Raw genomic sequence first — 26,838 nt, 5'->3', positions numbered from 1 at the left:
TGGAATTCGGGCCATTTTGCTTTGTTTGGCACGGTTCTTCTTTGGAATCGGGCCATTTTGCTTTGTTTGGCACGGTTCTTCTTTGGAATCGGGCCATTTTGCTTTGTTTGGCACGGTTCTTCATCAAAATCGGGCCATTTCGCTTGATTTGGCACGGTTCTTCATTAGAATCGCCCCAATTTTTATTTCTCATTAACAATTTTATAATATGTTCTCGATGTAATCAGATACATGATACCGTAAACGACCATAATTACGAGCATTACAATACCATAACTTGAAAAGAACATCGCTTTATCACGAATACCTAATACACCAAGTAAATTAAATATAATTTTCGTCGCAAACAGCGTATGAATAACAGTAATAATAATCGGTAAACCGAAAATCCAGATAATCTGTTTGTTAATCGTCTTCTTAATCAATTCTTGTGGTAATCCTACTTTTTGCATAATGTCGTAGTTGCGTTTGTCTTCATATCCTTCAGATAGTTGTTTGTAGTATAGCACTAAGAACACACCTGTAAGTAACGTAATTGATACGACAATACCGATAAATATTAATCCTCCATTTAACTCATAAATTGTTTTTTGAACATCTTCTTTATTTTCAATACGTATGCCATATTTCTTCTGAAGCTTTGGAATAGCTTTCTTTAAAGTTGTTTCATGTGCATCCACGTTAAAACCAAGTGTTCCACTCGCTTCTGGAACTTCTATTTTGTTTGTTTGATTATTCAATGATTTAAAATAACTTCTGTATGCATCAAATTGAGCTTTATCTTTAACAATAATATACATCGCATCAATAGCAACTTGATTGCCGATATAATTTTCAGACTCTATCTGTACTTTTACCTCTTTACCCATAATCTTTAACGTTTTATCATGACTAAATCTATCTGCGTTTGTACTGACAATGATTTCACCGTCTTTTACTGAAACTTGCTCGTCTCGTGCAATATTATGGTCTTTTTCAGTTGTAAGTACAACATACGTCATATCTTTACCTTTTAACTTAAGTCCAACCTGATCATTTATCGGTACTAATTTATGGCCATCTTTAATAATTGGGAAGAATGACAGTTCACTATACCTAAATTTATCAACGTCAGCAATTTTACTGATATCTTGCTGGATATTTTTAACTTGTTTTTTCTGATCCCCATATAAATTAATTTCGTATTGTTGGGTCATACTACCTGCAACTTGTGCTTCAATACCACGATATGCAGAAAGTGACATCCCGAGCGTCACCATTAAAAACGTCATAAGCATTGTAATACTAGCAAGTCCTACCGCATTAGATTTCATACGCGATAATAATCCAGAAATCGAAAAAAATTGATTAGGCTTATAATAAATATTCTTATTTCTTTTCAACAACTGCAACACAATTATAGTTAACGACATGAATAAACAATATGTTCCAACACCTACAAGTAGTACTGCAAAAAATATAGATTGAAGAGAATCTAGTACACCTTTTACATCCAGTGCTAAATAATAACCATAACCTAAAGTAGAAATCCCGATGATGAACAGCACTGCAAGCTTCCATTTCGGCGTTGTCCTCTCACCAGCAAGTCGAGTGCGCATTAATTGTGTTGGACTTTGCATCGTAAGTGTAATGTTATTTATTATAAACAATATACATAAAGTGATTGCCATGATGAATAGCGTAATAGCTGCTGCTTTGAAATCAAATGGATAGTTCATCAGTGACATTCCTTTTGTCTTAACTAATTTATTTAACATCAGGAAGATCAGGTTTCCAAATAAATAACCACCAATGATACTAATAACACTGATAACTACAAATTGTATGATTGCTTCGAACCATAACATCAATCTTATATGACGCTTTTCTAACCCAAGTATCATATTTAATGCGAACTCCTGTCGACGTTGTTTCATAACGAAGCGATTCGCATAAATGATAAACACAACCGTTAATAAACCAACCAGGATGTTTGAATATACAAGCAACTGCGGTAAGTCAGCATGCCGCTTTTGGATATAATCATTATTTATCATCGACAGCATAATATACTGTAATCCCATCATAACGCTTGTTGCTAATAAAAATGGTATAAATATTTGTCTTAATGCTTTAAAGTTCTTCATTACTAGCTTGAATAATAATTGCATCATGCTACTCACCTCTTTCTGATAGCATTGATAGACTGTCAGAAATGCGTTTCTGGAATTCGTTTTGCGATTCATCTCCTCGGTATATTTCATGATATAAAATACCGTCTTTAATAAATACAACACGACTCGCATACGCAGCATCCCTTGCAGAGTGAGTAACCATAAGAATCGTTTGATTGTCTTTATTAATGTCCTGAAATAACTCCATAATGTCCGTTGACGTCTTAGAATCTAAAGCACCGGTTGGTTCATCAGCGAGTAATAAGTTAGGATCTGAAATCAATGCTCTAGCTATTGCAACACGTTGTTGCTGACCACCAGAAATTTGATTCGGAAACTTCTTTAAATGATCTGTAATACCAAGTTTCGGTGCTAGACTTGCAAGACGTTCGTGCATGATATCAGGTTTCATATTTGAAAGTACTAGCGGCATTAAAATATTATCCGCATTACTCATCGTATGTAATACATTGAAATCCTGGAATACGAATCCTAAAGTATCACGACGAAACTTTGCAACTTCTTTATTCTTTAGCATACTTAAATCTTGTCCACCGATTGTTACAGATCCTTCAGTTGGTGTATCGAATGTTGCGATGATATTTAACAATGTCGATTTCCCAGAACCTGACTCACCCATTATTGCAACAAACTCACCTTCATTAATTGAGAAATTCATATCTTTTAAAGCAACTGTTTGATTGGCACCTCTACCGAATACTTTTTTAACATTTTTTATATTAAGTAACATTACGTTCACTCCTTGTTTGTTGTTACCTTTATCTTACGTGCTAATTGAAACGGCTGCCTTTATTTATTCTTACAAAGACAGCCGTTAATCTTACAAAAATGAAAGATTGGAGTTATTTAAATTGAATCGTGAATGTCGAACCTTCGTTTATTGTAGATATAACATTGATTTTATGACCTAATCGTTTAGAGATTGTGCTGACGATATATAAACCAATCCCACTCGATTTCTCACTCAACCTACCGTTGTATCCAGAGAAACCTTTCTCAAATATTCTCGGTAAATCACTCGCATTAATGCCGATACCGTTGTCTCGGACGGATAATGTCTTTGTCGTTTCATCAAACGTAATCCATACTTCTTTTCCACGCGCATATTTTAAAGCATTGTTCAAAATTTGCTCTATCATGATAGAAGCCCACTTTGCATCTGTTAAGATTAAGGCTTCACTCTTGTCGTAATGCAACTTTGTTTGATAATGAATAAACTGAATGGCATAACGTTTGATAAGCGGACGAACAAGTTCATCGATACTCACTTCCATAAATACCATATCCGTCTTCTGGTTCATTAGTTTCAAATAGTTGAGTGCAAGATTGGTATAGTTATCAATTTGCAGCACTTCATTACGAACTTGAGATATCACTTGTTCATCCGGATCTTCAAGTAATAGTTTCGATGCCGTAATCGGTGTCTTTATTTGATGCACCCACATTAAGAAATATGACTCTACTTCACTTTGATAGTTGATAAAATCATTGCGCAGCCTATGATTTTCATGCTTTAACAGTTCATTTTCTTCAAATAGCGTACGCTCTTTTTTAAAGTTCATATATTGAATTATCCAATATAGCAATGAAATAAATAATACGATACATACACTTAAAAGATACGCTTGAAATGGTACATCATACATCCATAAAATAAATAAGAATAATGTGCATATTAAAACAACAATATAAATTTCACGTTGAATCGTTTTAAAGAAACTCATACATCACCTACACGGTATCCGACATTTTTCTTCGTTTCAATAAAATCATGAAGGTCAATCTTTTGAAGCTTTTTGCGTAATCGCGTCATATTCACTGCAAGGGTATTATCATCAATGAAATGCTCTGACTCCCAACATTTTTCGATTAATGTATGACGGCTGACAAACTTCCCTTTATTCTGGAATAAAGCATGTATGATTTGAAGTTCTGTGTGTGTGAGGTCAATAGTTTCATCATTATATTTGAGTTTTGCCGATTCTAGTAGAAGTTCACACGCACTTACAGTTAAATTATTTACTTGAGTAGTGAAATCATATGTTCTGCGTAATAGCGCTTGAATCTTAGTAATCGTGACCGTCATATTAAACGGCTTTTCAATGAAATCATCAGCACCCATCTGCATCGCCATCACTTGATCCATACTATCATTACGAGAACTAATGAAAATTATTGGAACAGTAGAAACTTTACGAATCTCCTGACACCAGTGATAACCATTGAATGCTGGTAAATTAATATCGAGTAGTACAAGTTCTGGTGCATTTGTGTTGAAAGCATCCATCACGTGATTAAAATCTTCTATTAAGATAGGTTTTAGCTGCCATTTCTTCAGTTCCTCAGCGATCATCTTCCCGATGACCAAATCATCCTCTACAATCAAAACCTTCATCATCTCACCACCACCGTCGTTTTTTATTATTATGACATAAATGTGGCGTGTAAGTTGAGGATTTAGGATGATGACGTATTATTTTGGGTCGGTTCCTTGTTTGAATCGCCCCAAACTACATAAACAAAAAAACACCTCATTCCTGAGGTGTCTCGCACTTACTTATATGATCCTACAACTTTAAGTTCTTTTAGGAATCCTCCACTATGAGGTGATGATTTGAATCCCTCTGTTAAATCTTTACCTGCTTCTAAACCGTTATGCTTTCCGCCTTTCCACATTTCAACGTCACTGACATCATATACAACACCATCAACAGCGACATAAGATTTATGTCCGTCTTTACCGTCAAATGCTTTCAACTTTTCTGCATCATAAACGTTGTCTTTCATTATCTTCTCTTCAGCCGGCGTAAAGTCACGTTTCAACTTATCTTCTCCGCCACCTTGATTCATAAATAAAGCAAATCCCATAAATACTGCAACTAAGATTGCACCTGTGATTAACATTAATTTTTTCATCATCATCCTCCTCATAAAAAATCTCTATACTTAAAGCATATTGCAATTCCTACCTGCAAACAACTTTAAATATAGAGAATATATGACTATTCTGTGATTTCAACTTCAACGCCAAAGTGGTCACTAACAATCGGTGCATTCACACCATCAAATACTGTCTTACTCGATTGCACTTTAAATTCATTGCTCGCAAAAATGAAATCAATGCGTAACTTTCCGCCATTGTTCTCCCATCCTGCGATATTCTTCTCAATTGTATGATGGCCGTATTTAACTTCAGCTTTTGTATACGTATCTAGTAAATCGCTGTTGTCTAATACGAAGTCATAGCCTTCTGTACCTTCTGGGTTATTAAAGTCACCCATAACAATCAATGGTTGATTATATTGTTCTAATATACGCTTTGTATTCATCCATTCATAACTAAATCCATCCTGATTATTTACCCACCAAGAGAAATGACAACTTGCCACAACAATTGATTTCCTGTTCACTTGAGTTTCACCAAATAATATTTTTCTTGAACGATAGTTATCAGGAGATTGATCTATTGAAACAAATTCTGAATATGGTTTGATTGGTTGTTTTGATAGTATCGCACTGCCTTCTTCATATTTATCATAACCGATATGACTCATCGCGTAGCTAAAGTAATAATTATGACCTTGGGCTCTTAATTTATTCACGATGATATAAGCGAAGTTATCATCTTTTATGTTAATGTTATCATTACCTAGGCAATAATTTTGATCAGATACGACGTTCGTATTCTCAATTAATTGATTCACTTCTTGTAATGCAATGACATCATAATCTGCTTTTATGATTTGTGCTACAATTTGATCAATCTTAGCTTCTTGATGTTCTTCTAACCAACTATGCGTATTTAGTGTTAGCAACTTCATCTTATTCTCTCCTTTAATCAAAATAAAAAGGCAGCCGAAGCTACCCCTTTATTATATTTCAATGTGACCGATGTTTTCAGCTTTTGCTACTTGACCTGATTTATCCAATGTTAAAGACTCAACGCGTTCACTGTTCGTAATGACTACAATAATTGTCGTATCTTTGCCTTCAGCTTGAACTGTTTCGATATCCATAATCGCTAACGTATCGCCTACTTTAACTTTTTGTCCATCATTTACGACTACACGTGATGCTGGCTTCTGCATACTTACAGTTTCAATACCCATGTGTACAAGTACTTCAATTCCATCTGTTGTTTTAATACCAATTGCGTGTTTTGTTGGGAAGATGCTTACGATTTCACCATCAACTGGTGCTACAACTGTTTCGTCAGCTGGTTTCACTGCAAATCCTTCACCCATCATTTTTTGTGAGAATACTGGATCATTGACTTGATCAATACTGATAACTTCACCATCTGCTACTGAATATAAGTTTTTCGTAGTACCAGTAAATCCTTTAGTATCTGTGTTATCTAATACAGTTGGTTCTACAACAGTTTGCTTTGGCGTTGGAATATCAGCACCAGATTGTAATAAATCTTCGATATCTGATTTTAATACATCCGCTTTTGGACCATAAACTGCTTGAACGCCGTTATCCTTAACGATTAATCCCATCGCACCAGCCTTTTTCCAAGCTGCTTCATTACCTACTAATCCTTTATCATTTACACTAACACGTAAACGTGTCATACATGCATCAACATCTTTAATATTTGCTTTACCACCTAGTAAATGAATAATTTGTACAACTTGATCATCTGCATGAACATTTGATATTTCTGATCCTTCTGCCATGTCTGCTTCATAATTTCCGTTACGTCCAGGTGTTGCGAAGTTGAACTTCTTAATTAAGAAGTTTGCTAAGAAGTAAGTTACTACTGCAAATCCGATTGTCGTTAATACAAAGTTGATTAAATCTCCACCTAATCCTGCTTTAATCGCAAGTGGTGTTCTTGTTAATAATTCAATTGTACCGAATGAGTGTACACGTAAATTAATAATGTCTGCCATCGCAAATGCTGCACCTTGAATGAATGCATAAACAACATATAAAGGTACTGCTACAAACATGAACATGAATTCTAACGGCTCAGTAACCCCTGTTAAGAATACTGCTAATGCTGCTGAGAAATACATTGATTTATATTTTGGTAATTTATCTTTATCAACGTTACGGTACATTGCAAGTGCAAGACCCATTAAAATACCTGTTGAACCAATCATTTGTCCTACTTTGAAACGTGCTGGCGTAAAGTCATTTAGTACTTGATTATATTGGCTTGTATCTCCAGCGTGACTTAGGTTCACTAAGTCTGTTGCCCAAGCTAACCAAAGTGGATCTTGTCCGAATACCTTTGTACCTGCTTGTGAACCTGATAATATTTCGTAAGTTCCACCTAGTTGTGTATAGTTAATCGGAATCGTTAACATATGGTGAAGACCGAATGGTAATAATAAACGCTCTAAGAATCCAAATAAAAATGGTGCTAAGATTGGTGCTGTATCTTTACTTGTAGCAATCCATAAACCAAAGTTGTTAATACCTGCTTGAATGTATGGCCATACGATAGCAAGAATTAATGCAACGATAGTTGACCAAAGAATAACAACGAATGGTACGAATCGTTTACCATTAAAGAATGATAATGCGTCAGGTAACTTTCTATAATTATAGTATTTATTATATGCATTCGCACCAACGAAACCTGCGATGATACCAACGAATACCCCCATGTTTAATGCCGGTGATTCTAATACACTCGTAAAGAAACCTTTAACCATAATCTTTGTGCCGAATAATGTATGCGTGAATGCTTTATCATCTGCAAGCATTGCACTGTTAACACCAAATACTGCCCCTGTAATACGGTTAATCAATACGAATGCGATACCTGCTGCAAACGCACCGCCTGCTCTTTCTTTTGCCCAACTTCCCCCAATAGCTAACGCAAAGAGAAGATGTAAGTTTCCGATAATCGCCCAACCAATACTTTCAATGACACCACCAATTGTGATTAACATTTGCATGTCTGGGCTAATTAATGGGATCGATTTTCCAATACTAATCATAAGACCTGCTGCTGGCATTACTGCTACAACAACCATCAGTGCTTTACCGAACTTTTGCCAAAATTCAAAGCTTAATAACTGTTTCATAATTTTTTCTCCTTTTTATGCAATCGGTTGCATTACTTGAGATAAATATATCATCAGAAATTTGTTTTGTAAACAGTAATTCATAAAATAATATACTTTATTTGCATAAATGCTATGAAATTTTGTGGAAAAACCATCATTGACAATGCAATCGGTTGCATATATTATTAAGAAAAAGACTTACGGAGGATTATTATGGCCATTACAGTTAAAGATGTTGCACAACAAGCTGGTGTCGCTACATCAACAGTTTCACGTGTTGTTAATAATCATCCTTCTATTTCTGAAGCTACTCGAAGAAAAGTTCAGAAAGTGATGCAGGAAATGGGCTATGTTCCAAATATCGCTGCCAGAAACTTAGGGAAGCAAACTTCAAATGCAATAGGAATTATCCTACCTCCACTCAATTCAAAAGAACGAATGGCCAATCCATTCTTCTTAGAAATAATCGAAGCTATTAATGATGAAGCAAGAAGAAATAATATGACTACTGCGGTGGCTATAGCTAAGAACTTAGAAGATTTATTAGAAGATGTTAAAGTGATGCACAAGCAAAAGCAAGTTGGTGGTTTCATATTAGCATATGCTCACCAAGGTGATCCCGTAATAAAATACTTGCTTGAAAAGCAAATTGCATTTACACTCATTGGGCAACCTTATACACAGCATAATATAATTAGTTATATTGACAATGACAATCAGTTACTTGGCCAACATGCTACAGAACATTTGATTGAAAATGGTCATCGCAATATTCTTTTTGTTACTAATACGATTAAAGAAGGTATTTATTTCGAAAGATATTTCGGCTATCAGAAGGCAATGATGCTCAATCAACTCAAAGTATTTGATAGTATTCCAATTATAGAACATACAGATTATGCTGACTTTGAAGATACTTTGATCCGAACAAAAGCAACTGCTATCGTGGTGCTTGACGATATATTTGCACTACGTGTTATGCAACTTGTACAAATGTACGGCTATAAAGTACCTGATAATCTTTCTGTTATCAGCTTTAATAACTCGATACTCTCGACATTAACACACCCATACTTAACTACCATTGATATCGATACCGCAAAACTCGGTCACGAATCAGTCAAAATGCTTATTAAACATTTGAATGGAGAAGACATTTCTAACACTAAGATTGTTGTGCCTCATGAATTAATCGAACGTGAAACTGTTATTAACTTAAAGTAAAAAAATAAGCTTATGACAAATTTGTCATAAGCTTTTATTCATCTAACGTCTTTATTACCGTAAACAAAACAATTGCCTGCATCAACAGCATTACACTAAGTCCAATTTTTACATAAATATTATCCACTAAATAAATCGAAATCCCTACAACAATAACGACGCTTAATAATAACTGAAACTTTTTCTTCAATGTATAGCCACCACGTTCATAAAACTCCTGAACGTAAGATTTATAAATTTTTGTTCGCACTAACCAATTATGAAACTTATCTGAACTTCTCGCAAAACAGAAGACTGCGAGCAATAAGAATGGTGTCGTTGGTAAGAGCGGTAAAAATGTACCAACAAATCCGAGGATGGTCGAAATAACTCCAACGGATAATAATAATAACCTCAAGAGATATCCTCCTAAATATGATAATATCCACATTATACTAAAATTCTTGATGAAATGTTTGATGAGGATATATCATTTTAGTGAAGTTTCATTCAACGCTATAAATATATTAAAGTGCTCTCGGTGTCTCAATACCTAGTAAGCTTAATCCTTCTTCTATTACGATAGAAACTGCTAATAATATTCCTACTCTATTTTCCTTCATTACTACGTCGTCTAATATTCTTACATTCGCATAATAACTATTGAAGTGACGTGCAAGTTGCAGTAAATACTTAGCAATCTCTGCAGGAGATTGCTTTACATATGCATTATAGATGACTTCTTCAAACATCATTAAATCTTTAGCGATATCCCATGCCACATCATCTATTTCATTCACTTTAATGTGAGTTGTTTCCAGTCCACTCTTTCTAACAATGGCATGGATTCTAGCGTTTGTATATTGAAGATATAAACACGTATTGCCTTCAGCTTTTAACATATCTTCTAAATCAAATTCAATATCATTTTGACGATCGTATTTCAGGTCATTAAATATTACAGCACCAATACCGATTTGTTCAGCTACTTTATCGATGTTTTCAATCTCATTTGATTTCGCGATTATATTTTGTTTCGCCATATTCACCGCTTCATCCAGCACTTCCTCTAAAAAGATAACTTTCCCTTTTCTCGTAGACATCTTTTTACCATCTTTTAAGATCATACCAAACGATATGTGCTCCATATTTTCTGCCCACTCATAACCCATCATCTTTAATACTGCTATCAATTGTTTGAAATGAAGTGACTGTTCATTACCTACAAAATAATATGACTCAGAAAAATCATACGTTTCTTTTCTATAGATTGCTGTTGCTAAATCTCTTGTAATATACAAAGTTGAGCCATTCGTTTTCTTGATCAGCGCTGGCGGCATATCATCAAGTTTCACTATTTCTGCACCTTGATCTTCAACGAGTAAGTTTAATGCTGCTAACTTTTCTACGACAGCATCCATCTTGTCATTGTAAAATGCTTCTCCATTATACGAATCAAAAGAAACACCAAGACGTGCATATATCTCATTAAACGATTGCAGCGAAACTGAACCATGTCCAGAGTCTTACATGCTCAGCTTCACCTTGCTCTAGTTTTAGAAATGCTGTTCTTCCTGCTTCATTTAAAGCTTCATCATGTTCTGCTTCGTCATGAAATTTAACATATAGCTTGAATAATTCAGGTATTGGGTTTGCTTTAACGTCAGCTTCATTCCCCCACTTTTTATAAGCTACAATCAATTTACCAAACTGCGTTCCCCAGTCTCCAAGGTGATTTATTCTTACTGGTTTAAAACCTAATTTCTCTGTAATATTGGCTACTGCATTACCGATAACAGTTGATCTTAAATGCCCCATCGAGAAAGGTTTGGCGATATTCGGTGAAGAAATATCCATCGTTATCACTTTACCTTGACCAATATTTTGAGCACCAAAGTTTTCTTTATCACGCAATACTTCCTGAATAACATTTGTTCCTAGTGTTTGTTTATTAAAATATACATTTAAATAGCCATTCACAACTTCAACTTTATCAATTTGTTCATCATTCAAACGCTCGCTTATTTCCTGTGCAATAATCATTGGACTCTTTTTCAGATGCTTACTTAACGTAAAACATGGGAATGATAAATCTCCTTGATGCGCATGCTTCGGATATTCAATCAACTTTAATATTTCAGTTTCACTCAATACTTCAATTTCTTTTCTTAAAATATTAGCTAATAAATGTTTCATCTATTCTCCTCCTAAAAATTTTTAAAATAAAAAAGCATCCACCTCTAAAAAAAGAGGCGAATGCTAGATTCACGGTACCACTCTTGTTCATGTCAACAGACATACTCAATGATTGTTAACGATGTTTCCACCGGATATCCCTACTATAAGTTCAACATATCATTTACGAAGTGCGCTTCATATCAATTATCATGCTATACTTCCACCTTCTATAGCTCGCTACTTATGAACAAATCAATATTACTCTCTTCGTGTAAACAAATTGTTATTAAATTATTTAATATAATAGCATGATTATAATAAAAAGAAAATAGAAATAAATTTTATAAACTGTTATCATCAAGAAAACGGAGGTGCTAATATGATTACAATTATTATGGCTATCGCATTATATATTATTGACACGCTTCTCTATAAAACAATCCTTACCGATAAACCAAACTACTTTGCCGGCTACCGTACACCAAGGTCTCTACAAAGTGAAAGACATTGGCAATTGGCGCAGGAATATTCTACAAAACTTATCCAAAAACTGTGCCCAATCTTACTCATCATCGGCATTGTTCAACTCTTGATTGAAATAACTATAGGCTATGAAGAGCAAAGTTCAATTGCATCTATTATTTTATTACTGATTACAGTTATTATCGTTTACGTCAAAACTGAAAATAGACTAAAAAAGTTATGATATTCACTTCTTCATATCACTTTGTTCCAAGCGAATTCTGCGATGACTTGATGCTTTGAAAATGCTCTCCATCACCTTCAAGTCATCATTTTTAACCGCTTCTTTCAAAGTAGTAAATGCATCTTCAAAACGCTCCATATTATCCAGTAAAGCTTCTTTATTATGGCTAAATAATTCCGGCCAAAGAGATTCATTCATATTAGCAATACGCGTAAGATCACGATAACTATCACCGATAAATTTTATCGTTTCATCCAATCTATCATCACTGTTGATTAACGACACGGCAATTGCATGCGTTAACTGACTCGTATGTGCAATCATCTCATCATGCATCACAGCATCTGTAACTGTGATACGTTTAAAACCGAGTGGATATAAAAATTGTTTAAATGCTTCTAACTCTTGATTTGAATTCAAATCTGACTTCGTGATGACATAGTTTGCGTCTTGAAATACACTAGCATCTGCGTATGCATATCCTTTCTTTTCTCGGCCCGCCATTGGATGACCGAAAATAAAAGAAACATTATGAGGTAGTATTTCTTCCACATCTTTCATTACCACAGACTTTACGCCAGCAGTATCTGTTAACGTTGCGCCATCTTTAAAATCATTTCGATGCTGTACAATAAAATCTTTTATCATGTTAGGATAAATCGCAAATATAACCAGATCAGCTTCACTCAGGATAGATTGATTACTCGTTTCACCAACATCTATGACCCCATCAGCAATCGCCATATTTAACGTTTCCTGATTCACATCGATCGCCATTATACGATGCTTTTGTCCATAACTTGCACGAATTGCTTTAGCAAATGTCCCACCGATTACACCTAAACCAATAATTGCAATGTTCATAAATACACCCCGATTGTTTTAATGATTAAAATCGTAGCAGTAAATATCATATAAAGCAAAAGATAAATAAAAGCACCTCTGAAGAGATGCTTACTTAATTACAAATTGCTTATTAGTATATTCTTTTAAATTTAATATTTATTTTAATTCCATAAATTCTAATCTATTACCAAATGGATCGTTAACAAATATTCTATCGGCATGTGGTAATAAATCATCTATTTTATAATCATAATTTTTATTTTTTAAGATGTTCTTCAATGTCTCTAAACTTTTTACTTCAAATGCTGGATGCGCTTTTTTGGCAGCAGTAAATTCATCTTCAACACCATAATGTAGTTGTTGATTATTACCGATTTCAAACCATGCGCCACCTCTAGCTTTTAATGATTCAGGCTTTGCAATTTGCTTAAATCCAAGTACCCCTTCATAAAATTCAATAGCTATTTTATCCTTACCTTTTGGCCCAGAAACTTGTACATGATTTAAACCAATATAATTATCCATTTGAATTACCTCCAACTGATTTATAACTAAATAATATCAGCTAGATAAAAAAGTAATAATACAAATATATTATTATATATAATAAGAAAATCTAAAAAAACATCGCCCTAATGAGCGAAGTTTTTTCGTAAATTTTACTTTTTTACCATGATACCTTGAATAACACGACATTTTCCATTATGTTTATCACCTTCGTGTCGTACAACTTCTCTTTCAGCAAGTTCAATAATATTAACATCGTTAGATTCACAATACTTTTTAACGTCCCCTAAATCATACAACATAGAAGTATCTTTTGGTCCACCTGTGCCATAATCAACCTGAGCTTTTGCGTATAATTCAAAGTATATTTTCCCTTCAGCTTTAACGGACTGAATCATATTATTAAATAACACTTGTTGTTTATCTTCTTCAACGTGACCAAAGATCATTACAGCATTGTCAAACTGTGCTTTATCTACTGCTTCTTCAACTGTAAGATCCTTTAAGTTAGTTTCCACATGTACATTAAACTTCTCTGCTAATTTTTCTGTCTTCTTTAAACCTTCCTTAGAATAATCAAATGTAGCAACATCATATCCTAATTGCGCTAAATATACTGAGTTACGCCCTTCACCTTCAGCAAAACATGCAATTGATCCTTTACCTTTATCTTGAAATTGTTCTTTAACAAATTGATTCGCTTCCTCACCATATAGATATGTGTCATCTTTAAACTTATCATCCCAATGATTCATAAGTTCCTCCTTAAAGTGCTTTAATATCTTGAATTAATGTATCCACATCTTCACGCTTTGTTGACCAGCTCGTACAGAAGCGTACTGCAAACAAATTGTTATCAATTTTCTCCCAATCAGCAAATGTATATTTCTCACGAAGTGTTTCAATCTGCGCTTTCGTTAATATTGGAAATCTTTGATTCGTAGGTGATGGATATTTCATTTGTATACCCTTTTCTTCAAATGCCTTCGTCAATTTATCGGCAAGTTCAACGGCATGTTTTGAAATTGCTTCATACAAGTTGTCTTCAAAGAGTACCTCATATTGAATACCGAGCAATCTACCTTTTGCAAGCATTCCACCGTTTTGTTTAATGAAATATCTAAAATCAGATTTTAATGCATCATTAGTAAACACTACTGCTTCTCCAAATAGTGCGCCTACTTTAGTGCCACCGATATAGAATACATCACTGAGTTCAGAAAGATCTTTAATCGTTACATCATTTTCCTTAGCCGCTAATGCATAACCTAAACGTGCTCCATCAACCATTAAGTACATATTTTTTTGTTTACAGAAATCATATAAATCCGTTAACTCCTGCTTAGAATATAATGTTCCAAATTCAGTTGGTTGTGAGATATAGACCATTTTCGGTTGCGGAATATGTTCGAATGTCACATCATTCCAATAATCTTCAACATAATTTTCTACATCTTCCAGACGTAACTTCCCATCGATACCTGGAATTGTAATCACTTTATGACCCGTTGCTTCGATTGCACCTGTTTCGTGAACTGCGATATGCCCTGAATCGGCTGCAATGACTGCCTGATGGGGACGTAGCATTGATGCAATCACTGTCTTGTTAGTTTGTGTACCACCAACTAAGAAGTGAACATCAACATCTCCACTACAATGTTCTTTTATTAATTCTGCTGCGCGCGTGCAGTGGTCATCAACGCCATATCCCGGGTGCTGTTCATCATTTGTTTCTACTAAACGTTCTAGAATTAACGGGTGTCCACCAGTTGAATAATCATTATCAAATCGAATCATGTTATCTCTCCTTAGTTTTAGCGGTATCTTACTTGTAGATTTTCTCATACCGCTATAATTCATTAGTCTTAGCGGTATCTTAATCTTTTATAGCTCGATACCGCTGTTACTCACACGTTTTAGCGGTATCTTAATCTTTTATAGCTCGATACCGCTGTTACTCACACGTTTTAGCGGTATCTTTAGTTTCTTCGAGCAGATTCCGCTATTATTCCATAATTTTAGCGAAATCTTTAATTATTTTCTTCAAATCCCGCTATAATCTGCTTCTTACATCACTAGCTCTTTTATCATCTCAATTATATCTTTTTGAGACAATTCTTCCGTAATAATAAATTCTCCTTCTACTCCTAAATAATCTTTGTCCAGGAACCATTGACGCATTTCATCTTCACCAAATTCAACATTTTGTTTATATTGATGGCGACGCAAAGTCTCTTCAAATGGAATATCAAAGTAATAAACGTAAGATGCATCATTATATTTATTAACCATCTCTATCAACATATCTCCATGTTTACGACGTGTTAATATTCCTTCTACTACAACATATTTACATTGTTCCATACCAAATTCAATCATTGTTCTCATCAATTCAGTCGAAATATTACCAACCTTATCTTTAACACGTAACATTTCTCTTCTCAATAAATCCTGAGAAATAAGAATCGTCCCTTCACCTAGAGCTTCTTGCAGTAATTTAGCAGTTGAGGTTTTACCGCTTCCTGAATTACCTCTTAAAATAATAAATTTTCCCATCATATCACCCACTAAATATTCGGTCCATATAATCTATGTGTCTTGTCTTCAATTTCTCCTGATAGTTTTTTCTTTAAACTGACTTTCCATGAGTCAGCCAAAACTTCAACTTCAGATAATTCCTTCACTAGACTTAAATCAGCAGAAAAATGCATCACTTCGTTACACTTTGCAATGGTCCACTCTGGATTTGATCTTTCCATTAACTCAATTTTATTATTTACACTCACTACTCCAGGACAAAGCACTTTTAAGTACCAACCAGTTCTACCATTTTCTTCAGTGATCTTAGATAATTCTATTTCTCGATATTTTCTTGCCGGCTTCCAGCATGGTTTACGTGGTTGCGTAACTTGAAGAAGTGCATTACCAATTTGATAGATATCACCTAGACATACTGTTTGTTCATTCATATGTGTAACACTGAGATTTTCACCAAAACCACCTGGTTGTATATCTTTATTCAATTCATTTCGCCATAACGGATAATGTTCGATTGCATAGCAAAATACAGCTTTGTCTACACCACCATGATGCTTTTTATCCGCAACCTCATCATCTTCAAAGCCATGTTCGGTCAAGTTTCCACGTGAAACGGCATCTCGATTGATAGCTGAAATCCATGACTGATTTAATTTATCTGAAGCTTCTTCACTACCTAGTTGTTTTGGTTTTCCGATAAACATCATTTCAACATGCATACTAACACCCCTTTTAAATATCACGTTTAACGACACTCGGCAAATCCAGGAACGGCTGAATATCCTGAACGTATTCAAGAATTCCTTGATACTCACCTTTTTCATCAAAGACGCCTTTGTATGTTACATAAATATATTCTTCACCTTTCTTAAACCACATTGTCACAGTTTCCTGCTCTCTATTTTTAAGTTTACGCATAACTTGCATCATCTTCTTCAAACTCTTCGGTGGATGACAATTCGCTACACTTCTACCAATAGAAATCGGTGTGCGAATAAACATCATATCCACAGATTCAGTAATTTCATTAAAGTATTTAAATAATCCATTCTTATCAACAAATGTCAGTTCTAACGGAATATTATTAAGTATTAATTCCGCTTCTTTCAAGGTTAAGTAACCGCCACCTATTTTAATGTTTTGATTTTTATCTTCACTTTTCTTTTCTTTTGTTGGATATACTTTATCTTTATCAGACCATACTGATTTAACATCTACTGCATAACCAAATGCTTTACTTTCATTGGCGATAACTTCATATTCCTGTGCTGTAAATAATTCCTGAATTAAAGGAATAAGAATGTCTTCCTCATGCAATATCATTTGCTTCATACCTTTATTTAACGTATCAAACGATTTTCTAATATGCTTAAACTCAATTTCATCAATTCGTTTTAGACGGTTTTTGAATTGATGATAAGTAGCGCGATTATCATCATCAAGTGCCCAAATCTTTCTTGGTAATGTATAAACTTGTTTTCGTTCTAATATCGGAAATATCAATTTTTCTTTACGGTTATAATGTGCATATAATGCACCTATTATTTTTAAATCTTCTTCAAGCATTGAACTGTCTTTTTTAGATGCTACAATCGTCAATTTCTTTTCCATACGTTCTAAAACAGTAATGAATGTATCATTTTCTCTTTTCATAATATTTAACGGATGATCATCGTCAAGTGAAATATATACTTCCTGTATCATTTCGTTCATATGACAATTATACATATCAATCAATTTATGAATTTCTTCTATTGAAGAAATACCTTCCGTATAATGTATTTGTATAACAGCGATTAAGAAATCAACCAACGAATATTTTTCTAAGTTAGCAACTGAATGATCTTCCTTATTACTTTGAATATTTGTCAGTATTGATTTTATTTCATTAGTAAGTTCGAAATTTATCATAGTACACCTCATTATATAAGATACATTTAATATACACCTTACAAAGTAATGCTGGGACCTTTCTCACAAACATTCACAAAATCGTCAGTCTATCGCTTAAAATCTTCCTTCAATAAAGCATAACGATTCATGTTTCTAAATTCACCGTATAATAAAACATCCTGTTTATCCATACCAACAAACTCAAATCCAGATTTCTCTGCAACTTTATTACTACCAATATTGTCAACATCAGCACTGATCGATAGTTTGTTCAAACCCATTTGATTGAATGCAAAATCACATAAAGCAATTACTGATTTCGTCATAATCCCTTGACCATTTAAATCTTCTTTCAACCAGTAACCGATTTCCGCCTTCTTAAATCCCTGATTAATCGCATGTAAATCTAGCGTGCCAGATAACTCTCCATCAACAAATATCAAAAATAAACGTCCCGTCCCTTGCGCAAACTCATTCATCATCTTTTTAATAAATGCAGTCTCATGTGCCGGTTCAGTGATGATATCTATAAAAGTCAAAAATGTTCTTAGGTGCTCTCTATTTTGATCAATCACATTATACAAATTTTCCCCATGAAATATTTCTGCTTGTACCAGTTCAATACGCTCATCAATTTTAATAGATAGTCTGTTCATGTCTGTCCTCTTTTCTTATTATCTAAATTTTTCGATTTTTATTAGCTTATGGGAAATCTGTAAAAACGTCAATAAAAAGTCATCCCTTATGGAATGACTTAAATTTGGTTATAAATGTTTATAAACGCGATTTATATGTGTTCATTGCCAGTATTTTATTCGTCGTTAGGTCTACCTACCCAATACGTGTCATAAATACCTTCATATTTTTTCTTCATTACTTCAATAAACTTCGTATCATGACTGACAATATCGATTACATCATTACTTACATAAATGATTTTATCTGATTTATAAAATATAATAAATGACTCTCTTTCATTCCCACAAATGACTTTCGTTATATATTTTATCAATGGTTTGAGCTCAATACCTTTTACAATTACATTGATGTAATCAACCTCTTCAGCACCTTTATGAAATACTTCTTTCCAATTTGTAATCTTGAAATAACGACCTAAATTCGTTTTTTCATTTTGAATATAATGACCTTTAATTACCCTCAATAAAAACTCCATATCAAAATTATCATCAGAATATGTGTCCGTAAGTATTTGCTTTATTAAACTTCCCTTCATCATTTCATAACCAAATCGAACTCTGTATTCATCGCTTACCTGGAAATAAGGAACCGGTTTGTCTATACCGAAATGAATTTCTTTACCTTCTATTATCATATCGTCCTCCTAATAATAAATGTCACTGCATTCGTACTTAAATTAACATCCTTGCCTGCACGATTAATTCTGTAATTCAATAATTTTATTTCTTCTTTAACAAATTCAAATCCCACAAAAATATCATGAACTAATTTCTGCATATCCTTTGTCAGCATATTCACTTCAAACTGCGGTACTAATAATTCTCCTGTTTCGATATCTTTTTCTTGAACTTCAGAATTAATAATTAAACAGGCAACACCATTGATTACGAGATGATTTTTTATATTTTTTAATATTTTTTTAAACGCCGCTTCATCATTGACATGTTCAAGTGTTGAAACACCAATGATGAAATCATATTCTTTATTGATTTGATAATCTTCAATAGTAGATACAATTCCATTAATTTTATCTTTAACATGATACGCTTTAGCATTGTCATTAAGTATTTCAATTGCTGATGGCAGTAAATCAACACAATCTATAACTGTGCCATCTATCGACATCTGTGCAATGGCGATCGCGTTCCTACCAACACCACTACCTAAATCCAAAATCTTTAGCGGTTTTGAGATGTCTATCATTTCAAATGCTTCCATTACGTTTGCGACTGGCTTTCCTATCCAACTACCAGGTTCATATAATTTCGTAGATTTATAAAAAGCATCATGGTATTCAATTTCTGCAGAACGTATCGCATCGAACTCACGCATCCCTCAACAATCCTTTCCGAACACACTTCTCAATAATTTCTTCAGCGAGTTCCCAGATTGCTGGCGCATCATTCTTAATAAATATCTTTTTATTTGTCACCTGTGATTTAGTCAGATTATATGGATTGTAATTCTCTTCACTTACTTCATACAGATTAATCAAAGCAATTAATGCATCAATCACTCTCGCAAACTTTGCGTCATGATTATCACCACGCTCAAAATTAGTCCATAGATCTATTACACGCTTCTGATCATCTTCATCTAACATTGAAACTACTTTCTTCAGAGATTCAAGTTCTCTATCAAACGAGTCACTTTTCGCCTGGTCATCAAATACCCATGTATCTCCTGCATAGATTTCACCTAAATCATGAACCAATAGCATCTTGATCACCTGATTAATGTCTACTTGTTCAGGATAGAACTGTTCAAACTGCATCGCAACAAGTGCTGCCTGCCATGAATGTTCAGCACTATTTTCATATCTTCCATCTAACGTATCACTTTTTCTTTGAATCGTTTTTAACTGCTCGATTTCACGAGCAAAAGCATATACCTTATGGATTTCATTCATGCCTTTACACCTACTTTAAGAAATTTAATTTTGTCTAATTACGTAATTTTTACGAATGCTATTGTTTTATCATTACAGTCAATGTTATCCTAAAGTTCAATTAAATTCACTATTTATGGAGGTATAAACCAATGGATAACGGGTTTATTTTTTTAAACGTCTTAATTCTTAGTATTCTCATAGGAATACTTACATTCATGAACAAAAAACATATTTCTTTCTCTAAACGTGTCTTCACAGGTATGATTTTAGGGATTTTATTAGGGGTCGGACTTCAATTCGCTTATGGCACTGATTCTAAAGTAACTTTAGGTACGCTAGATTGGTACAGTATTGTCGGTAGTGGTTACGTTCAGCTATTAATGTTAATTGTTGTGCCACTTGTAATGGTATCTATCATCCGTTCTATCATTAATTTAAATACTACGGATCAACTTGGTAAGATGGCCAGCTGGGTAATCGGAATATTGATTACTACAACTTTAATTGCCGCAACAATCGGTATCGCATCAGCGTTATTATTTGATTTAAACGCAGAAGATATTAGCATTGGTCAAGACGAAAAGACACGTGGTACTGAAATTCGAGAACGTTACGATACGATGGAACAAAAGACAATGCCACAACGTATCGTCAATTTTATTCCGAGCAATATATTTATGGATATGACAGGTGCAAGACCTACTTCAACAATCGCTGTCGTTATCTTCTCATTCTTAGTTGGCATTGCAGTACTTGGGGTTCGAAGAAAACAACCGGAACATGCTGCTATGTTTACAAACATGGTTGATGCTGTATTTGCTGTTGTAATGCGACTTGTGACAATCATCTTACGCTTAACACCTTACGGGGTACTTGCATTAATGGCAAATATGATCGCAAGTACAAACTTCACGGGTATAGTCGAACTGGGTAAATTCGTATTAGCATCTTATGTTGCTTTAGGAACAATGTTCATCATTCATTTACTTATCATTACATTAACTGGTTTAAATCCAATTCAATATTTAAAAAAGGTTTTCCCAACATTAGCATTTGCTTTCACATCTCGTTCTAGTGCTGGAACAATTCCTTTAAATATCGCAGCACAAAAAAACGCTTTAGGTGTAGATGATGCAACAGCAAATATGTCAGCATCATTTGGTGCGACGATGGGTCAAAACGGTTGTGCCGGTATCTATCCTGCAATGCTTGCAGTAATGATTGCACCAACTGCTGGTATTAATCCACTTTCACCTGAATTTATCGTTCAATTAGCGATTATCACAGCGATCAGTTCATTCGGTGTAGCCGGTGTTGGTGGTGGTGCAACATTTGCTGCTATCATCGTTCTATCATCGATGGGATTACCAATTGCACTTGCAGGGGTATTAATCACAGTTGAACCATTAATTGATATGGGACGTACTGCGCTTAATGTAAATGGTAGTATGCTTTCAGGAACATTAACTTCTAAATTCTTAGGAAACTTCAATAAAAATATATTTAATGATAAACACGCTGTAGTTGAAAATACAGAAGTTTAACTTTTAAAACCCACGAGTTAAGATTCGTGGGTTTTAAAATATTTATTTAATTTTTCAAATTCAGATAAAACTATTTTCTTCGATTCAGTTCTTTTCCACCAATCTTTTTTATTCACATTCCTGGAATCAATCACAGGACAAATCATCAGGTCACATCCACTAATGAAATATTTCTCATATGTTTTCTTAACTCTGCCGGCATGATAATTTTTACAAACGATGATAGCTGAATTAATATCGTCTAATTCTTCACATATTATTTTGCTGTTTTCTGCATTTTCTTGCGTATTTGAAGCAAATGTATCCACTATAATTTTATGTTCAGGTATTCCCTTCTTAATCATATATCTTTTTAAATAACTGGCTTCATTATCTTCTATAGATAATTTTTTATTAAAACCACCACTCACGACAATCATATTCGCATATTTCTGAAGATATAGTTGGCACGCCTTTTCTGCTAAACCAAGTTCTGAACTACCCGGAATTAGTAATACGTCAGATTTCTTCAATTTATCTTCAATAAATATCGTATTTGTTATATTATGAATATTCATATTCCCTCCTTAAATTTGCATAAATCAGAATTTATATTTGCACAAATCAGAAATATGTATATACTTAATATAGGAGGTTAATATGATATATCGCATTAGAGAATACGACATTCATCCCAATAGGTTTTCTGATTTTAATTATCTATTTTATCATTATTTACTTCCAAACCAACAATATTATGGTGCTAAATTAATCGGTCGATTTATAAACGAAGAAAAAACTAAAATTATTGCAATTTGGGAGTATAAAAATATTAATCATTATTATGCCATTGAACAAAAAATAGTACAAACTGAATTACATCATAAGGCTGAACAATTCAAAAAATCAATCCCCCCACTTTATATCAGTACAAAACAATCATTTTGGAATGATACCAATATGTTCTTATGAAGGAGAGTTTATGTTTACAGAAGAAAGACACAAAAAAATTATTACTTTGTTAGAAGCAAATAAACGTATGACAACTAAAGAATTAGCTAATATACTCAACGTATCTATCGATTCAATTCGTAGAGATTTCATCACACTTGAGAATAGAGGTTTGTTACAGAGAACACATGGTGGTGCTATTTTAAAGCAACAATCTTTAATCTATCCTCCTCCACCAAATGATCGTTACTCAAACATCGATAATGAAACATATTCTATTGCTAAATCTGCAGTACAATTTATAAAAGAAAAAGAAACAATCTTCATAAGCGGAAGTTCAGTTCATTATGCTATGACAGATTATTTACCTAATCATATCCAATATACAGTTGTTACAAATTCATCAGTTATCGCAGAAAAAATCAAATCAATGGACAATATTCATTTAATTTTAATTGGCGGTACTGTAAAAGAATCTGGAAATATGACTGATACAATAGCGCTTAACATGATACAACTTTTCCATTTTGATATTTGTTTCATTACATGTGGTGGTTTTAATGGCGATGTTCTTTCCACTACTTCAACAGATGTTGCACTTTTCAATCAAAATATTATTAAAAATAGTACAAGAAAAATTGCTCTCGTACCACATAGTAAAATGAATAGAACATTATTTAGTAAAATTGCAAATGTAGAATCAATAGACATAATTATTACCGATTCAAAAGCTAAACAAAAGGATCTTTCAATGATAACTACAAATTTAGAATTAATTATCGCAAAGTGAGGGATAAATATGAAACCTATTATACCTAAAACGCCAGAGGTACCAACTCTATCAAATGAAGAAATAGAATTTCTTACATACGTTACTTTCGGTGAAAAAGTAAGTCCTGAAAAAAGTGATATTCTTTTCTTGTTTTCAGGAACTCATCCAGGACATTGGGAAAAATCAATTGAAGCTTATAAAAAAGGCTATATCCAAAAAATCATTGTAACTGGTGGAAAAAGTTTAACCGGAATCCCCCATTCAGATTGGAACTATGAAGATGCAACTGAATCAGAGATAATAACCCAACATCTATTAGATGCTGGTGTGCCAAGACAGTGCATTTTCTCAGAAAATAAATCAACGAATAGTTTAGAAAACGTCATTTACGCTAAAGAAATATATAATTTTGATGATATGAATAATATGCTGGTAGTATGTAAAAGTCATGCTGCCGGAAGACAAATACGTACACTGATGAAACATTTACCTAAACATATCAGGTACATTCCATTTACATTTGATACATACTATGGAGATGTAATCGTTAGTCGAGATAATTGGATGAATTCAGAGGAAGGAAGGTCACGTGTATGGGGTGAATATTTAAGAATTCTATTTTACGGTGATAAAGGAGACATATTAAAGCTGGAGATAGAGAATGAATAAAACTAATCAATTAGATATTCGTAATTATAAATCTACAGATGCTCCTCAACTCGTTAAACTTTACAGTGATTTAGGCTATCCATCAGATGAAAAATCGATTAAAAATCGTCTAGAAAAACTATTGGACCATCCTGATTATTATATGGTTGTTCTACTTCAAGAAAATAAAGTTGTTGGATTTTGTGGCTTTTGTAAAATGTATATGTTTGAGTTTGACCAATCATATATAAGAATTCTTGCATTTGTAATCGACTCCGATTATCGTGGAAAGAAATATGGTTCCAAATTACTTCAAGCTATTGAAGAAATAGCTATTGAAATGAATGCTCCAATTGTAACCTTTAATAGTGGGAATCGTTCTGAAAGAGATATTGCGCATCACTTCTATAAAAATAATGGTTATCTTGTTAAATCATCAGGATTTATCAAAAAACTACTTTAATAAAAGCCGCATTTAAAAGAATATCGAAGTATAAAGACAATGTACAAATAAAAGTATATTGTCTGTTTTTTCTTTAATGTAATAAATGAGTTTGTTATTATGAAAATAACTATAATTCTACAGAAAGTTGGTTTTATATGCCTTGGTGGGGAACATATATACTTATTTCAATCGGCTTACTATTAATAGGTATTATTTTAGCAATTTGGGATAAAATCAAAAGAAAGAAACGCATTAAAACACTCTGGAATAACCAAAAGACGCTCAATCGACCTAAGGGAAATCATATAAAATATCACCAATATTTCGATTATCTACAAATAAATAGTAGGCATTATATAGATGATATCACATGGAATGACCTTGATTTACATCGTATGTTTACAAAATTAAATTACAATTTCACAACGGTTGGCGAGGAATATATGTATGCTTCACTCAGAAATATGCCAAATCATACCGTCAATGAATCACTTATTAAAAAAATAACAAATGACCAGCATTTTAGAGAAAGCGTATCTTTTATACTTGCTGATTTAGGACGCAGTACAAATAACAATGCGAGCCGCTTCGCTTTCAGGCACAAGTCTGACGAACAATATAATCCCTGGATGATCATTGTAAGTTTACTTCCCTTTTTAAGCTTGTTTTCTTTCTATTTTGGAATAAGTGTTGGTATTTTTACTGTAATTCTTGCAATTAGCATCGTTATGTCATTATCGATGAGATTTAAGTCTAAAAGTGAATTGCTTTATGATGATATATTTTATGCTGTTAAGATAATAGATACTGCTTCAGATCTGCTCAACCTGAAAGAAAGTCACTTAGACACAAAGCCACCTAACATACGTTCAATTAAGTTCTTGAGTTATTTAATGCTAAGTGACGATAATAACGAAACTAATTTTGCTTTACAAATTATTAATGCCTTGAAGATGTTTTTCATGACAGATTATCATATTTATCACTATGCACTGCGAATACTAAGAAAGAATCAAGCATCTTATGCTGAATATTATCAAGTTGTCGGTCAATATGATTCAAGCTATAGTGTAGGCATGTATCGCCGTACCTTACCTTATTACAAATTACCCGAAATCGGTCCGTTACATACTGAAGAAATTTATCATCCCCTACTCACACATCCAGTTGCCAATGACTATACGCATAATAGAGGGATTTTATTGACTGGATCAAATGCATCTGGTAAGTCAACATTTATGAAGACGATTGCACTCAACATCGTTCTAGCTCAAGCCATTAACACAACAACTAGTGAAGTATTTCGTTATCAACCTGGTCATGTCTTAACATCTATGAACTTAGAAGACAGTTTATCAAAAGGTGATAGTTACTTCATTGCAGAGATAAAATCAATCAAACGTATTATAAGAGCTATCGAGGATTTCCCGATGACTTATATCTTTATAGATGAAATTCTAAGAGGGACTAATACAAAAGAAAGAATTTCTTCTGCAACTGCCATCCTTAATCATATTAATAGCAATAAAAACACAACATTATTTGCAGCTACACACGACATCGAATTAACCGAATTATTGAAAGATACTTTCGATTTCTATTACTTCAGAGAACATTTAACTGAAAATAACGACATTGAATTTGATTACACAATCCGTAAAGGAATTACCACTACTTCAAATGCTATTGAATTAATGCGAATATATGATTATCCTGAACATATCTATCAAGATGCTAAAAGCACACTTGCCACATTAAAAAAGTTAAATACATAAATTAAAACTCACGAATAAATTTCGTGAGTTTGTTCATATTTTATTCAATTGCAGTTCATAAAT

Annotated in this window: 29 protein-coding genes, 1 pseudogene and 1 other annotated feature; of the genes and pseudogenes, 9 read left to right on the top strand and 21 right to left on the bottom strand. The window is 33.5% G+C overall.

All coding sequences use genetic code 11. The features are described 5' to 3' along the window. On the top strand, positions 1-196 hold a 196-nt coding region (locus tag BHU61_RS13525; RefSeq protein WP_206781552.1), incomplete at its 5' end, for a hypothetical protein. Here BHU61_RS13525 and BHU61_RS12345 read toward each other — a convergent pair. The 7 genes from BHU61_RS12345 to BHU61_RS12315 form a co-directional block, all read right to left on the bottom strand. Further along, positions 183-2,153: an ABC transporter permease gene (locus BHU61_RS12345; protein WP_111717290.1), complete on the bottom strand. Its 1,971-nt coding sequence runs from the start codon at positions 2,151-2,153 to the stop codon at positions 183-185. The genes BHU61_RS13525 and BHU61_RS12345 overlap by 14 nt on opposite strands. Position 2,154: 1 nt before the next feature. Continuing rightward, the gene (locus BHU61_RS12340; protein ID WP_111717288.1) at positions 2,155-2,904 is read right to left on the bottom strand and encodes an ABC transporter ATP-binding protein; all 750 of its coding nucleotides are present in this window, start codon (positions 2,902-2,904) and stop codon (positions 2,155-2,157) included. Between the two features lie 112 nt (positions 2,905-3,016). Next, positions 3,017-3,898, bottom strand: a complete 882-nt coding sequence (locus tag BHU61_RS12335) for a sensor histidine kinase (RefSeq protein ID WP_170122558.1) — start codon at positions 3,896-3,898, stop codon at positions 3,017-3,019. Next, the gene (locus BHU61_RS12330) at positions 3,895-4,569 is read right to left on the bottom strand and encodes a response regulator transcription factor (protein ID WP_111717287.1); all 675 of its coding nucleotides are present in this window, start codon (positions 4,567-4,569) and stop codon (positions 3,895-3,897) included. The genes BHU61_RS12335 and BHU61_RS12330 overlap by 4 nt, the downstream gene beginning before the upstream one ends. A 158-nt stretch (positions 4,570-4,727) precedes the next feature. Further along, positions 4,728-5,090, bottom strand: a complete 363-nt coding sequence (locus tag BHU61_RS13515; protein WP_199798236.1) for a cytochrome b5 domain-containing protein — start codon at positions 5,088-5,090, stop codon at positions 4,728-4,730. Between the two features lie 86 nt (positions 5,091-5,176). Continuing rightward, positions 5,177-5,995: an endonuclease/exonuclease/phosphatase family protein gene (locus BHU61_RS12320; RefSeq protein WP_111717285.1), complete on the bottom strand. Its 819-nt coding sequence runs from the start codon at positions 5,993-5,995 to the stop codon at positions 5,177-5,179. Positions 5,996-6,046: 51 nt separating this feature from the next. Further along, positions 6,047-8,218, bottom strand: a complete 2,172-nt coding sequence (locus BHU61_RS12315) for a PTS transporter subunit IIBC (protein ID WP_111717283.1) — start codon at positions 8,216-8,218, stop codon at positions 6,047-6,049. Positions 8,219-8,413: 195 nt separating this feature from the next. On the opposite strand from BHU61_RS12315, the gene BHU61_RS12310 reads away from it, so the two are divergent. Beyond that, a complete protein-coding gene (locus tag BHU61_RS12310) occupies positions 8,414-9,424 on the top strand; it encodes a LacI family DNA-binding transcriptional regulator (protein ID WP_111717281.1) in 1,011 nt (336 codons plus the stop codon). A 34-nt stretch (positions 9,425-9,458) separates the two neighbouring features. Here the strand turns inward: BHU61_RS12310 and BHU61_RS12305 are convergent, their stop codons facing one another. Both BHU61_RS12305 and argS read right to left on the bottom strand, forming a co-directional pair. Beyond that, positions 9,459-9,821, bottom strand: a complete 363-nt coding sequence (locus BHU61_RS12305; RefSeq protein ID WP_111717279.1) for a YbaN family protein — start codon at positions 9,819-9,821, stop codon at positions 9,459-9,461. Positions 9,822-9,930: 109 nt separating this feature from the next. Beyond that, positions 9,931-11,599: pseudogene (gene argS, locus BHU61_RS12300) on the bottom strand (arginine--tRNA ligase). Positions 11,600-11,648: 49 nt separating this feature from the next. Next, positions 11,649-11,866: a binding site (T-box leader), on the bottom strand. 94 nt (positions 11,867-11,960) lie between these two features. On the opposite strand from argS, the gene BHU61_RS12295 reads away from it, so the two are divergent. Next, positions 11,961-12,287 carry an SdpI family protein gene (locus tag BHU61_RS12295; RefSeq protein ID WP_111717277.1) on the top strand — a complete coding sequence of 109 codons (327 nt, stop codon included), beginning with the start codon at positions 11,961-11,963 and terminating at the stop codon, positions 12,285-12,287. Between the two features lie 3 nt (positions 12,288-12,290). Here the strand turns inward: BHU61_RS12295 and BHU61_RS12290 are convergent, their stop codons facing one another. The 11 genes from BHU61_RS12290 to BHU61_RS12240 form a co-directional block, all read right to left on the bottom strand. Continuing rightward, entirely contained in the window at positions 12,291-13,151 is an 861-nt protein-coding gene (locus BHU61_RS12290; protein WP_111717275.1) for a prephenate dehydrogenase, read from the bottom strand. Positions 13,152-13,289: 138 nt separating this feature from the next. Beyond that, on the bottom strand, positions 13,290-13,658 hold the full coding sequence (locus BHU61_RS12285) for a VOC family protein (protein ID WP_111717273.1): 369 nt from the start codon (positions 13,656-13,658) through the stop codon (positions 13,290-13,292). Between the two features lie 134 nt (positions 13,659-13,792). Continuing rightward, positions 13,793-14,395 (bottom strand): class I SAM-dependent methyltransferase, encoded by a 603-nt coding sequence (locus BHU61_RS12280; protein WP_111717271.1) that lies wholly within the window; start codon positions 14,393-14,395, stop codon positions 13,793-13,795. Between the two features lie 10 nt (positions 14,396-14,405). Further along, positions 14,406-15,437 (bottom strand): threonine aldolase family protein, encoded by a 1,032-nt coding sequence (locus tag BHU61_RS12275; RefSeq protein WP_111717269.1) that lies wholly within the window; start codon positions 15,435-15,437, stop codon positions 14,406-14,408. A 270-nt stretch (positions 15,438-15,707) separates the two neighbouring features. Next, positions 15,708-16,196 (bottom strand): kinase, encoded by a 489-nt coding sequence (locus tag BHU61_RS12270; protein WP_242444260.1) that lies wholly within the window; start codon positions 16,194-16,196, stop codon positions 15,708-15,710. 11 nt (positions 16,197-16,207) lie between these two features. Beyond that, the gene (locus BHU61_RS12265; RefSeq protein ID WP_170122557.1) at positions 16,208-16,897 is read right to left on the bottom strand and encodes an MOSC domain-containing protein; all 690 of its coding nucleotides are present in this window, start codon (positions 16,895-16,897) and stop codon (positions 16,208-16,210) included. 13 nt (positions 16,898-16,910) lie between these two features. Then, positions 16,911-18,089: a PAS domain-containing protein gene (locus tag BHU61_RS12260; protein WP_170122556.1), complete on the bottom strand. Its 1,179-nt coding sequence runs from the start codon at positions 18,087-18,089 to the stop codon at positions 16,911-16,913. A gap of 89 nt (positions 18,090-18,178) precedes the next feature. Continuing rightward, positions 18,179-18,727, bottom strand: coding sequence for a GNAT family N-acetyltransferase (locus BHU61_RS12255; RefSeq protein WP_111717261.1), 549 nt, complete (start codon positions 18,725-18,727; stop codon positions 18,179-18,181). Positions 18,728-18,882: 155 nt separating this feature from the next. After that, complete coding sequence (locus BHU61_RS12250; protein WP_111717259.1) at positions 18,883-19,404, bottom strand: hypothetical protein; 522 nt, start codon at positions 19,402-19,404, stop codon at positions 18,883-18,885. Beyond that, on the bottom strand, positions 19,401-20,102 hold the full coding sequence (locus tag BHU61_RS12245; RefSeq protein ID WP_111717258.1) for a class I SAM-dependent methyltransferase: 702 nt from the start codon (positions 20,100-20,102) through the stop codon (positions 19,401-19,403). The genes BHU61_RS12250 and BHU61_RS12245 overlap by 4 nt, the downstream gene beginning before the upstream one ends. Beyond that, a complete protein-coding gene (locus tag BHU61_RS12240; RefSeq protein ID WP_111717256.1) occupies positions 20,095-20,679 on the bottom strand; it encodes an HD domain-containing protein in 585 nt (194 codons plus the stop codon). The genes BHU61_RS12245 and BHU61_RS12240 overlap by 8 nt, the downstream gene beginning before the upstream one ends. Before the next feature lie 131 nt (positions 20,680-20,810). Here BHU61_RS12240 and BHU61_RS12235 point away from each other — a divergent pair, with 131 nt between their 5' ends. Beyond that, positions 20,811-22,205, top strand: a complete 1,395-nt coding sequence (locus BHU61_RS12235) for an L-cystine transporter (protein ID WP_111717254.1) — start codon at positions 20,811-20,813, stop codon at positions 22,203-22,205. 17 nt (positions 22,206-22,222) lie between these two features. On the opposite strand, the gene BHU61_RS12230 is transcribed toward BHU61_RS12235, so the two are convergent. Next, complete coding sequence (locus BHU61_RS12230; protein ID WP_111717252.1) at positions 22,223-22,762, bottom strand: YdcF family protein; 540 nt, start codon at positions 22,760-22,762, stop codon at positions 22,223-22,225. An 82-nt stretch (positions 22,763-22,844) separates the two neighbouring features. Between BHU61_RS12230 and BHU61_RS12225 the strand changes: the two genes are divergently transcribed. From BHU61_RS12225 to BHU61_RS12205, 5 genes are all read left to right on the top strand, one after another. Further along, the gene (locus BHU61_RS12225) at positions 22,845-23,156 is read left to right on the top strand and encodes an NIPSNAP family protein (protein WP_111717250.1); all 312 of its coding nucleotides are present in this window, start codon (positions 22,845-22,847) and stop codon (positions 23,154-23,156) included. Between the two features lie 10 nt (positions 23,157-23,166). Then, the gene (locus BHU61_RS12220; protein ID WP_170122555.1) at positions 23,167-23,925 is read left to right on the top strand and encodes a DeoR/GlpR family DNA-binding transcription regulator; all 759 of its coding nucleotides are present in this window, start codon (positions 23,167-23,169) and stop codon (positions 23,923-23,925) included. Positions 23,926-23,934: 9 nt separating this feature from the next. Continuing rightward, positions 23,935-24,576, top strand: a complete 642-nt coding sequence (locus BHU61_RS12215) for a YdcF family protein (RefSeq protein ID WP_111717246.1) — start codon at positions 23,935-23,937, stop codon at positions 24,574-24,576. Then, the gene (locus BHU61_RS12210; RefSeq protein ID WP_111717244.1) at positions 24,569-25,018 is read left to right on the top strand and encodes a GNAT family N-acetyltransferase; all 450 of its coding nucleotides are present in this window, start codon (positions 24,569-24,571) and stop codon (positions 25,016-25,018) included. Before BHU61_RS12215 ends, BHU61_RS12210 begins: the two co-directional genes overlap by 8 nt. A 137-nt stretch (positions 25,019-25,155) precedes the next feature. Then, positions 25,156-26,775 carry a MutS-related protein gene (locus BHU61_RS12205; protein WP_111717242.1) on the top strand — a complete coding sequence of 540 codons (1,620 nt, stop codon included), beginning with the start codon at positions 25,156-25,158 and terminating at the stop codon, positions 26,773-26,775. Positions 26,776-26,838 lie beyond the last annotated feature (63 nt).

It is taken from the genome of Macrococcus epidermidis (assembly GCF_003259695.1).
GTDB classification, from domain to species: Bacteria; Bacillota; Bacilli; order Staphylococcales; family Staphylococcaceae; genus Macrococcoides; species Macrococcoides epidermidis.
Note: the sequence above shows the minus strand (reverse complement) of the source record. Positions and strands in the feature narration are given on the sequence as shown.

What these genes read in the sequence shown, in the direction of transcription:
- BHU61_RS12345 (WP_111717290.1), bottom strand. Translation starts at nt 2,153, where the DNA reads ATGATGCAATTATTATTCAAGCTAGTAATGAAGAACTTTAAAGCATTA.
- BHU61_RS12340 (WP_111717288.1), bottom strand. Translation starts at nt 2,904, where the DNA reads ATGTTACTTAATATAAAAAATGTTAAAAAAGTATTCGGTAGAGGTGCC.
- BHU61_RS12335 (WP_170122558.1), bottom strand. Translation starts at nt 3,898, where the DNA reads ATGAGTTTCTTTAAAACGATTCAACGTGAAATTTATATTGTTGTTTTA.
- BHU61_RS12330 (WP_111717287.1), bottom strand. Translation starts at nt 4,569, where the DNA reads ATGAAGGTTTTGATTGTAGAGGATGATTTGGTCATCGGGAAGATGATC.
- BHU61_RS13515 (WP_199798236.1), bottom strand. Translation starts at nt 5,090, where the DNA reads ATGAAAAAATTAATGTTAATCACAGGTGCAATCTTAGTTGCAGTATTT.
- BHU61_RS12320 (WP_111717285.1), bottom strand. Translation starts at nt 5,995, where the DNA reads ATGAAGTTGCTAACACTAAATACGCATAGTTGGTTAGAAGAACATCAA.
- BHU61_RS12315 (WP_111717283.1), bottom strand. Translation starts at nt 8,218, where the DNA reads ATGAAACAGTTATTAAGCTTTGAATTTTGGCAAAAGTTCGGTAAAGCA.
- BHU61_RS12310 (WP_111717281.1), top strand. Translation starts at nt 8,414, where the DNA reads ATGGCCATTACAGTTAAAGATGTTGCACAACAAGCTGGTGTCGCTACA.
- BHU61_RS12295 (WP_111717277.1), top strand. Translation starts at nt 11,961, where the DNA reads ATGATTACAATTATTATGGCTATCGCATTATATATTATTGACACGCTT.
- BHU61_RS12290 (WP_111717275.1), bottom strand. Translation starts at nt 13,151, where the DNA reads ATGAACATTGCAATTATTGGTTTAGGTGTAATCGGTGGGACATTTGCT.
- BHU61_RS12285 (WP_111717273.1), bottom strand. Translation starts at nt 13,658, where the DNA reads ATGGATAATTATATTGGTTTAAATCATGTACAAGTTTCTGGGCCAAAA.
- BHU61_RS12280 (WP_111717271.1), bottom strand. Translation starts at nt 14,395, where the DNA reads ATGAATCATTGGGATGATAAGTTTAAAGATGACACATATCTATATGGT.
- BHU61_RS12275 (WP_111717269.1), bottom strand. Translation starts at nt 15,437, where the DNA reads ATGATTCGATTTGATAATGATTATTCAACTGGTGGACACCCGTTAATT.
- BHU61_RS12270 (WP_242444260.1), bottom strand. Translation starts at nt 16,196, where the DNA reads ATGGGAAAATTTATTATTTTAAGAGGTAATTCAGGAAGCGGTAAAACC.
- BHU61_RS12265 (WP_170122557.1), bottom strand. Translation starts at nt 16,897, where the DNA reads ATGCATGTTGAAATGATGTTTATCGGAAAACCAAAACAACTAGGTAGT.
- BHU61_RS12260 (WP_170122556.1), bottom strand. Translation starts at nt 18,089, where the DNA reads ATGATAAATTTCGAACTTACTAATGAAATAAAATCAATACTGACAAAT.
- BHU61_RS12255 (WP_111717261.1), bottom strand. Translation starts at nt 18,727, where the DNA reads ATGAACAGACTATCTATTAAAATTGATGAGCGTATTGAACTGGTACAA.
- BHU61_RS12250 (WP_111717259.1), bottom strand. Translation starts at nt 19,404, where the DNA reads ATGATAATAGAAGGTAAAGAAATTCATTTCGGTATAGACAAACCGGTT.
- BHU61_RS12245 (WP_111717258.1), bottom strand. Translation starts at nt 20,102, where the DNA reads ATGCGTGAGTTCGATGCGATACGTTCTGCAGAAATTGAATACCATGAT.
- BHU61_RS12240 (WP_111717256.1), bottom strand. Translation starts at nt 20,679, where the DNA reads ATGAATGAAATCCATAAGGTATATGCTTTTGCTCGTGAAATCGAGCAG.
- BHU61_RS12235 (WP_111717254.1), top strand. Translation starts at nt 20,811, where the DNA reads ATGGATAACGGGTTTATTTTTTTAAACGTCTTAATTCTTAGTATTCTC.
- BHU61_RS12230 (WP_111717252.1), bottom strand. Translation starts at nt 22,762, where the DNA reads ATGAATATTCATAATATAACAAATACGATATTTATTGAAGATAAATTG.
- BHU61_RS12225 (WP_111717250.1), top strand. Translation starts at nt 22,845, where the DNA reads ATGATATATCGCATTAGAGAATACGACATTCATCCCAATAGGTTTTCT.
- BHU61_RS12220 (WP_170122555.1), top strand. Translation starts at nt 23,167, where the DNA reads ATGTTTACAGAAGAAAGACACAAAAAAATTATTACTTTGTTAGAAGCA.
- BHU61_RS12215 (WP_111717246.1), top strand. Translation starts at nt 23,935, where the DNA reads ATGAAACCTATTATACCTAAAACGCCAGAGGTACCAACTCTATCAAAT.
- BHU61_RS12210 (WP_111717244.1), top strand. Translation starts at nt 24,569, where the DNA reads ATGAATAAAACTAATCAATTAGATATTCGTAATTATAAATCTACAGAT.
- BHU61_RS12205 (WP_111717242.1), top strand. Translation starts at nt 25,156, where the DNA reads ATGCCTTGGTGGGGAACATATATACTTATTTCAATCGGCTTACTATTA.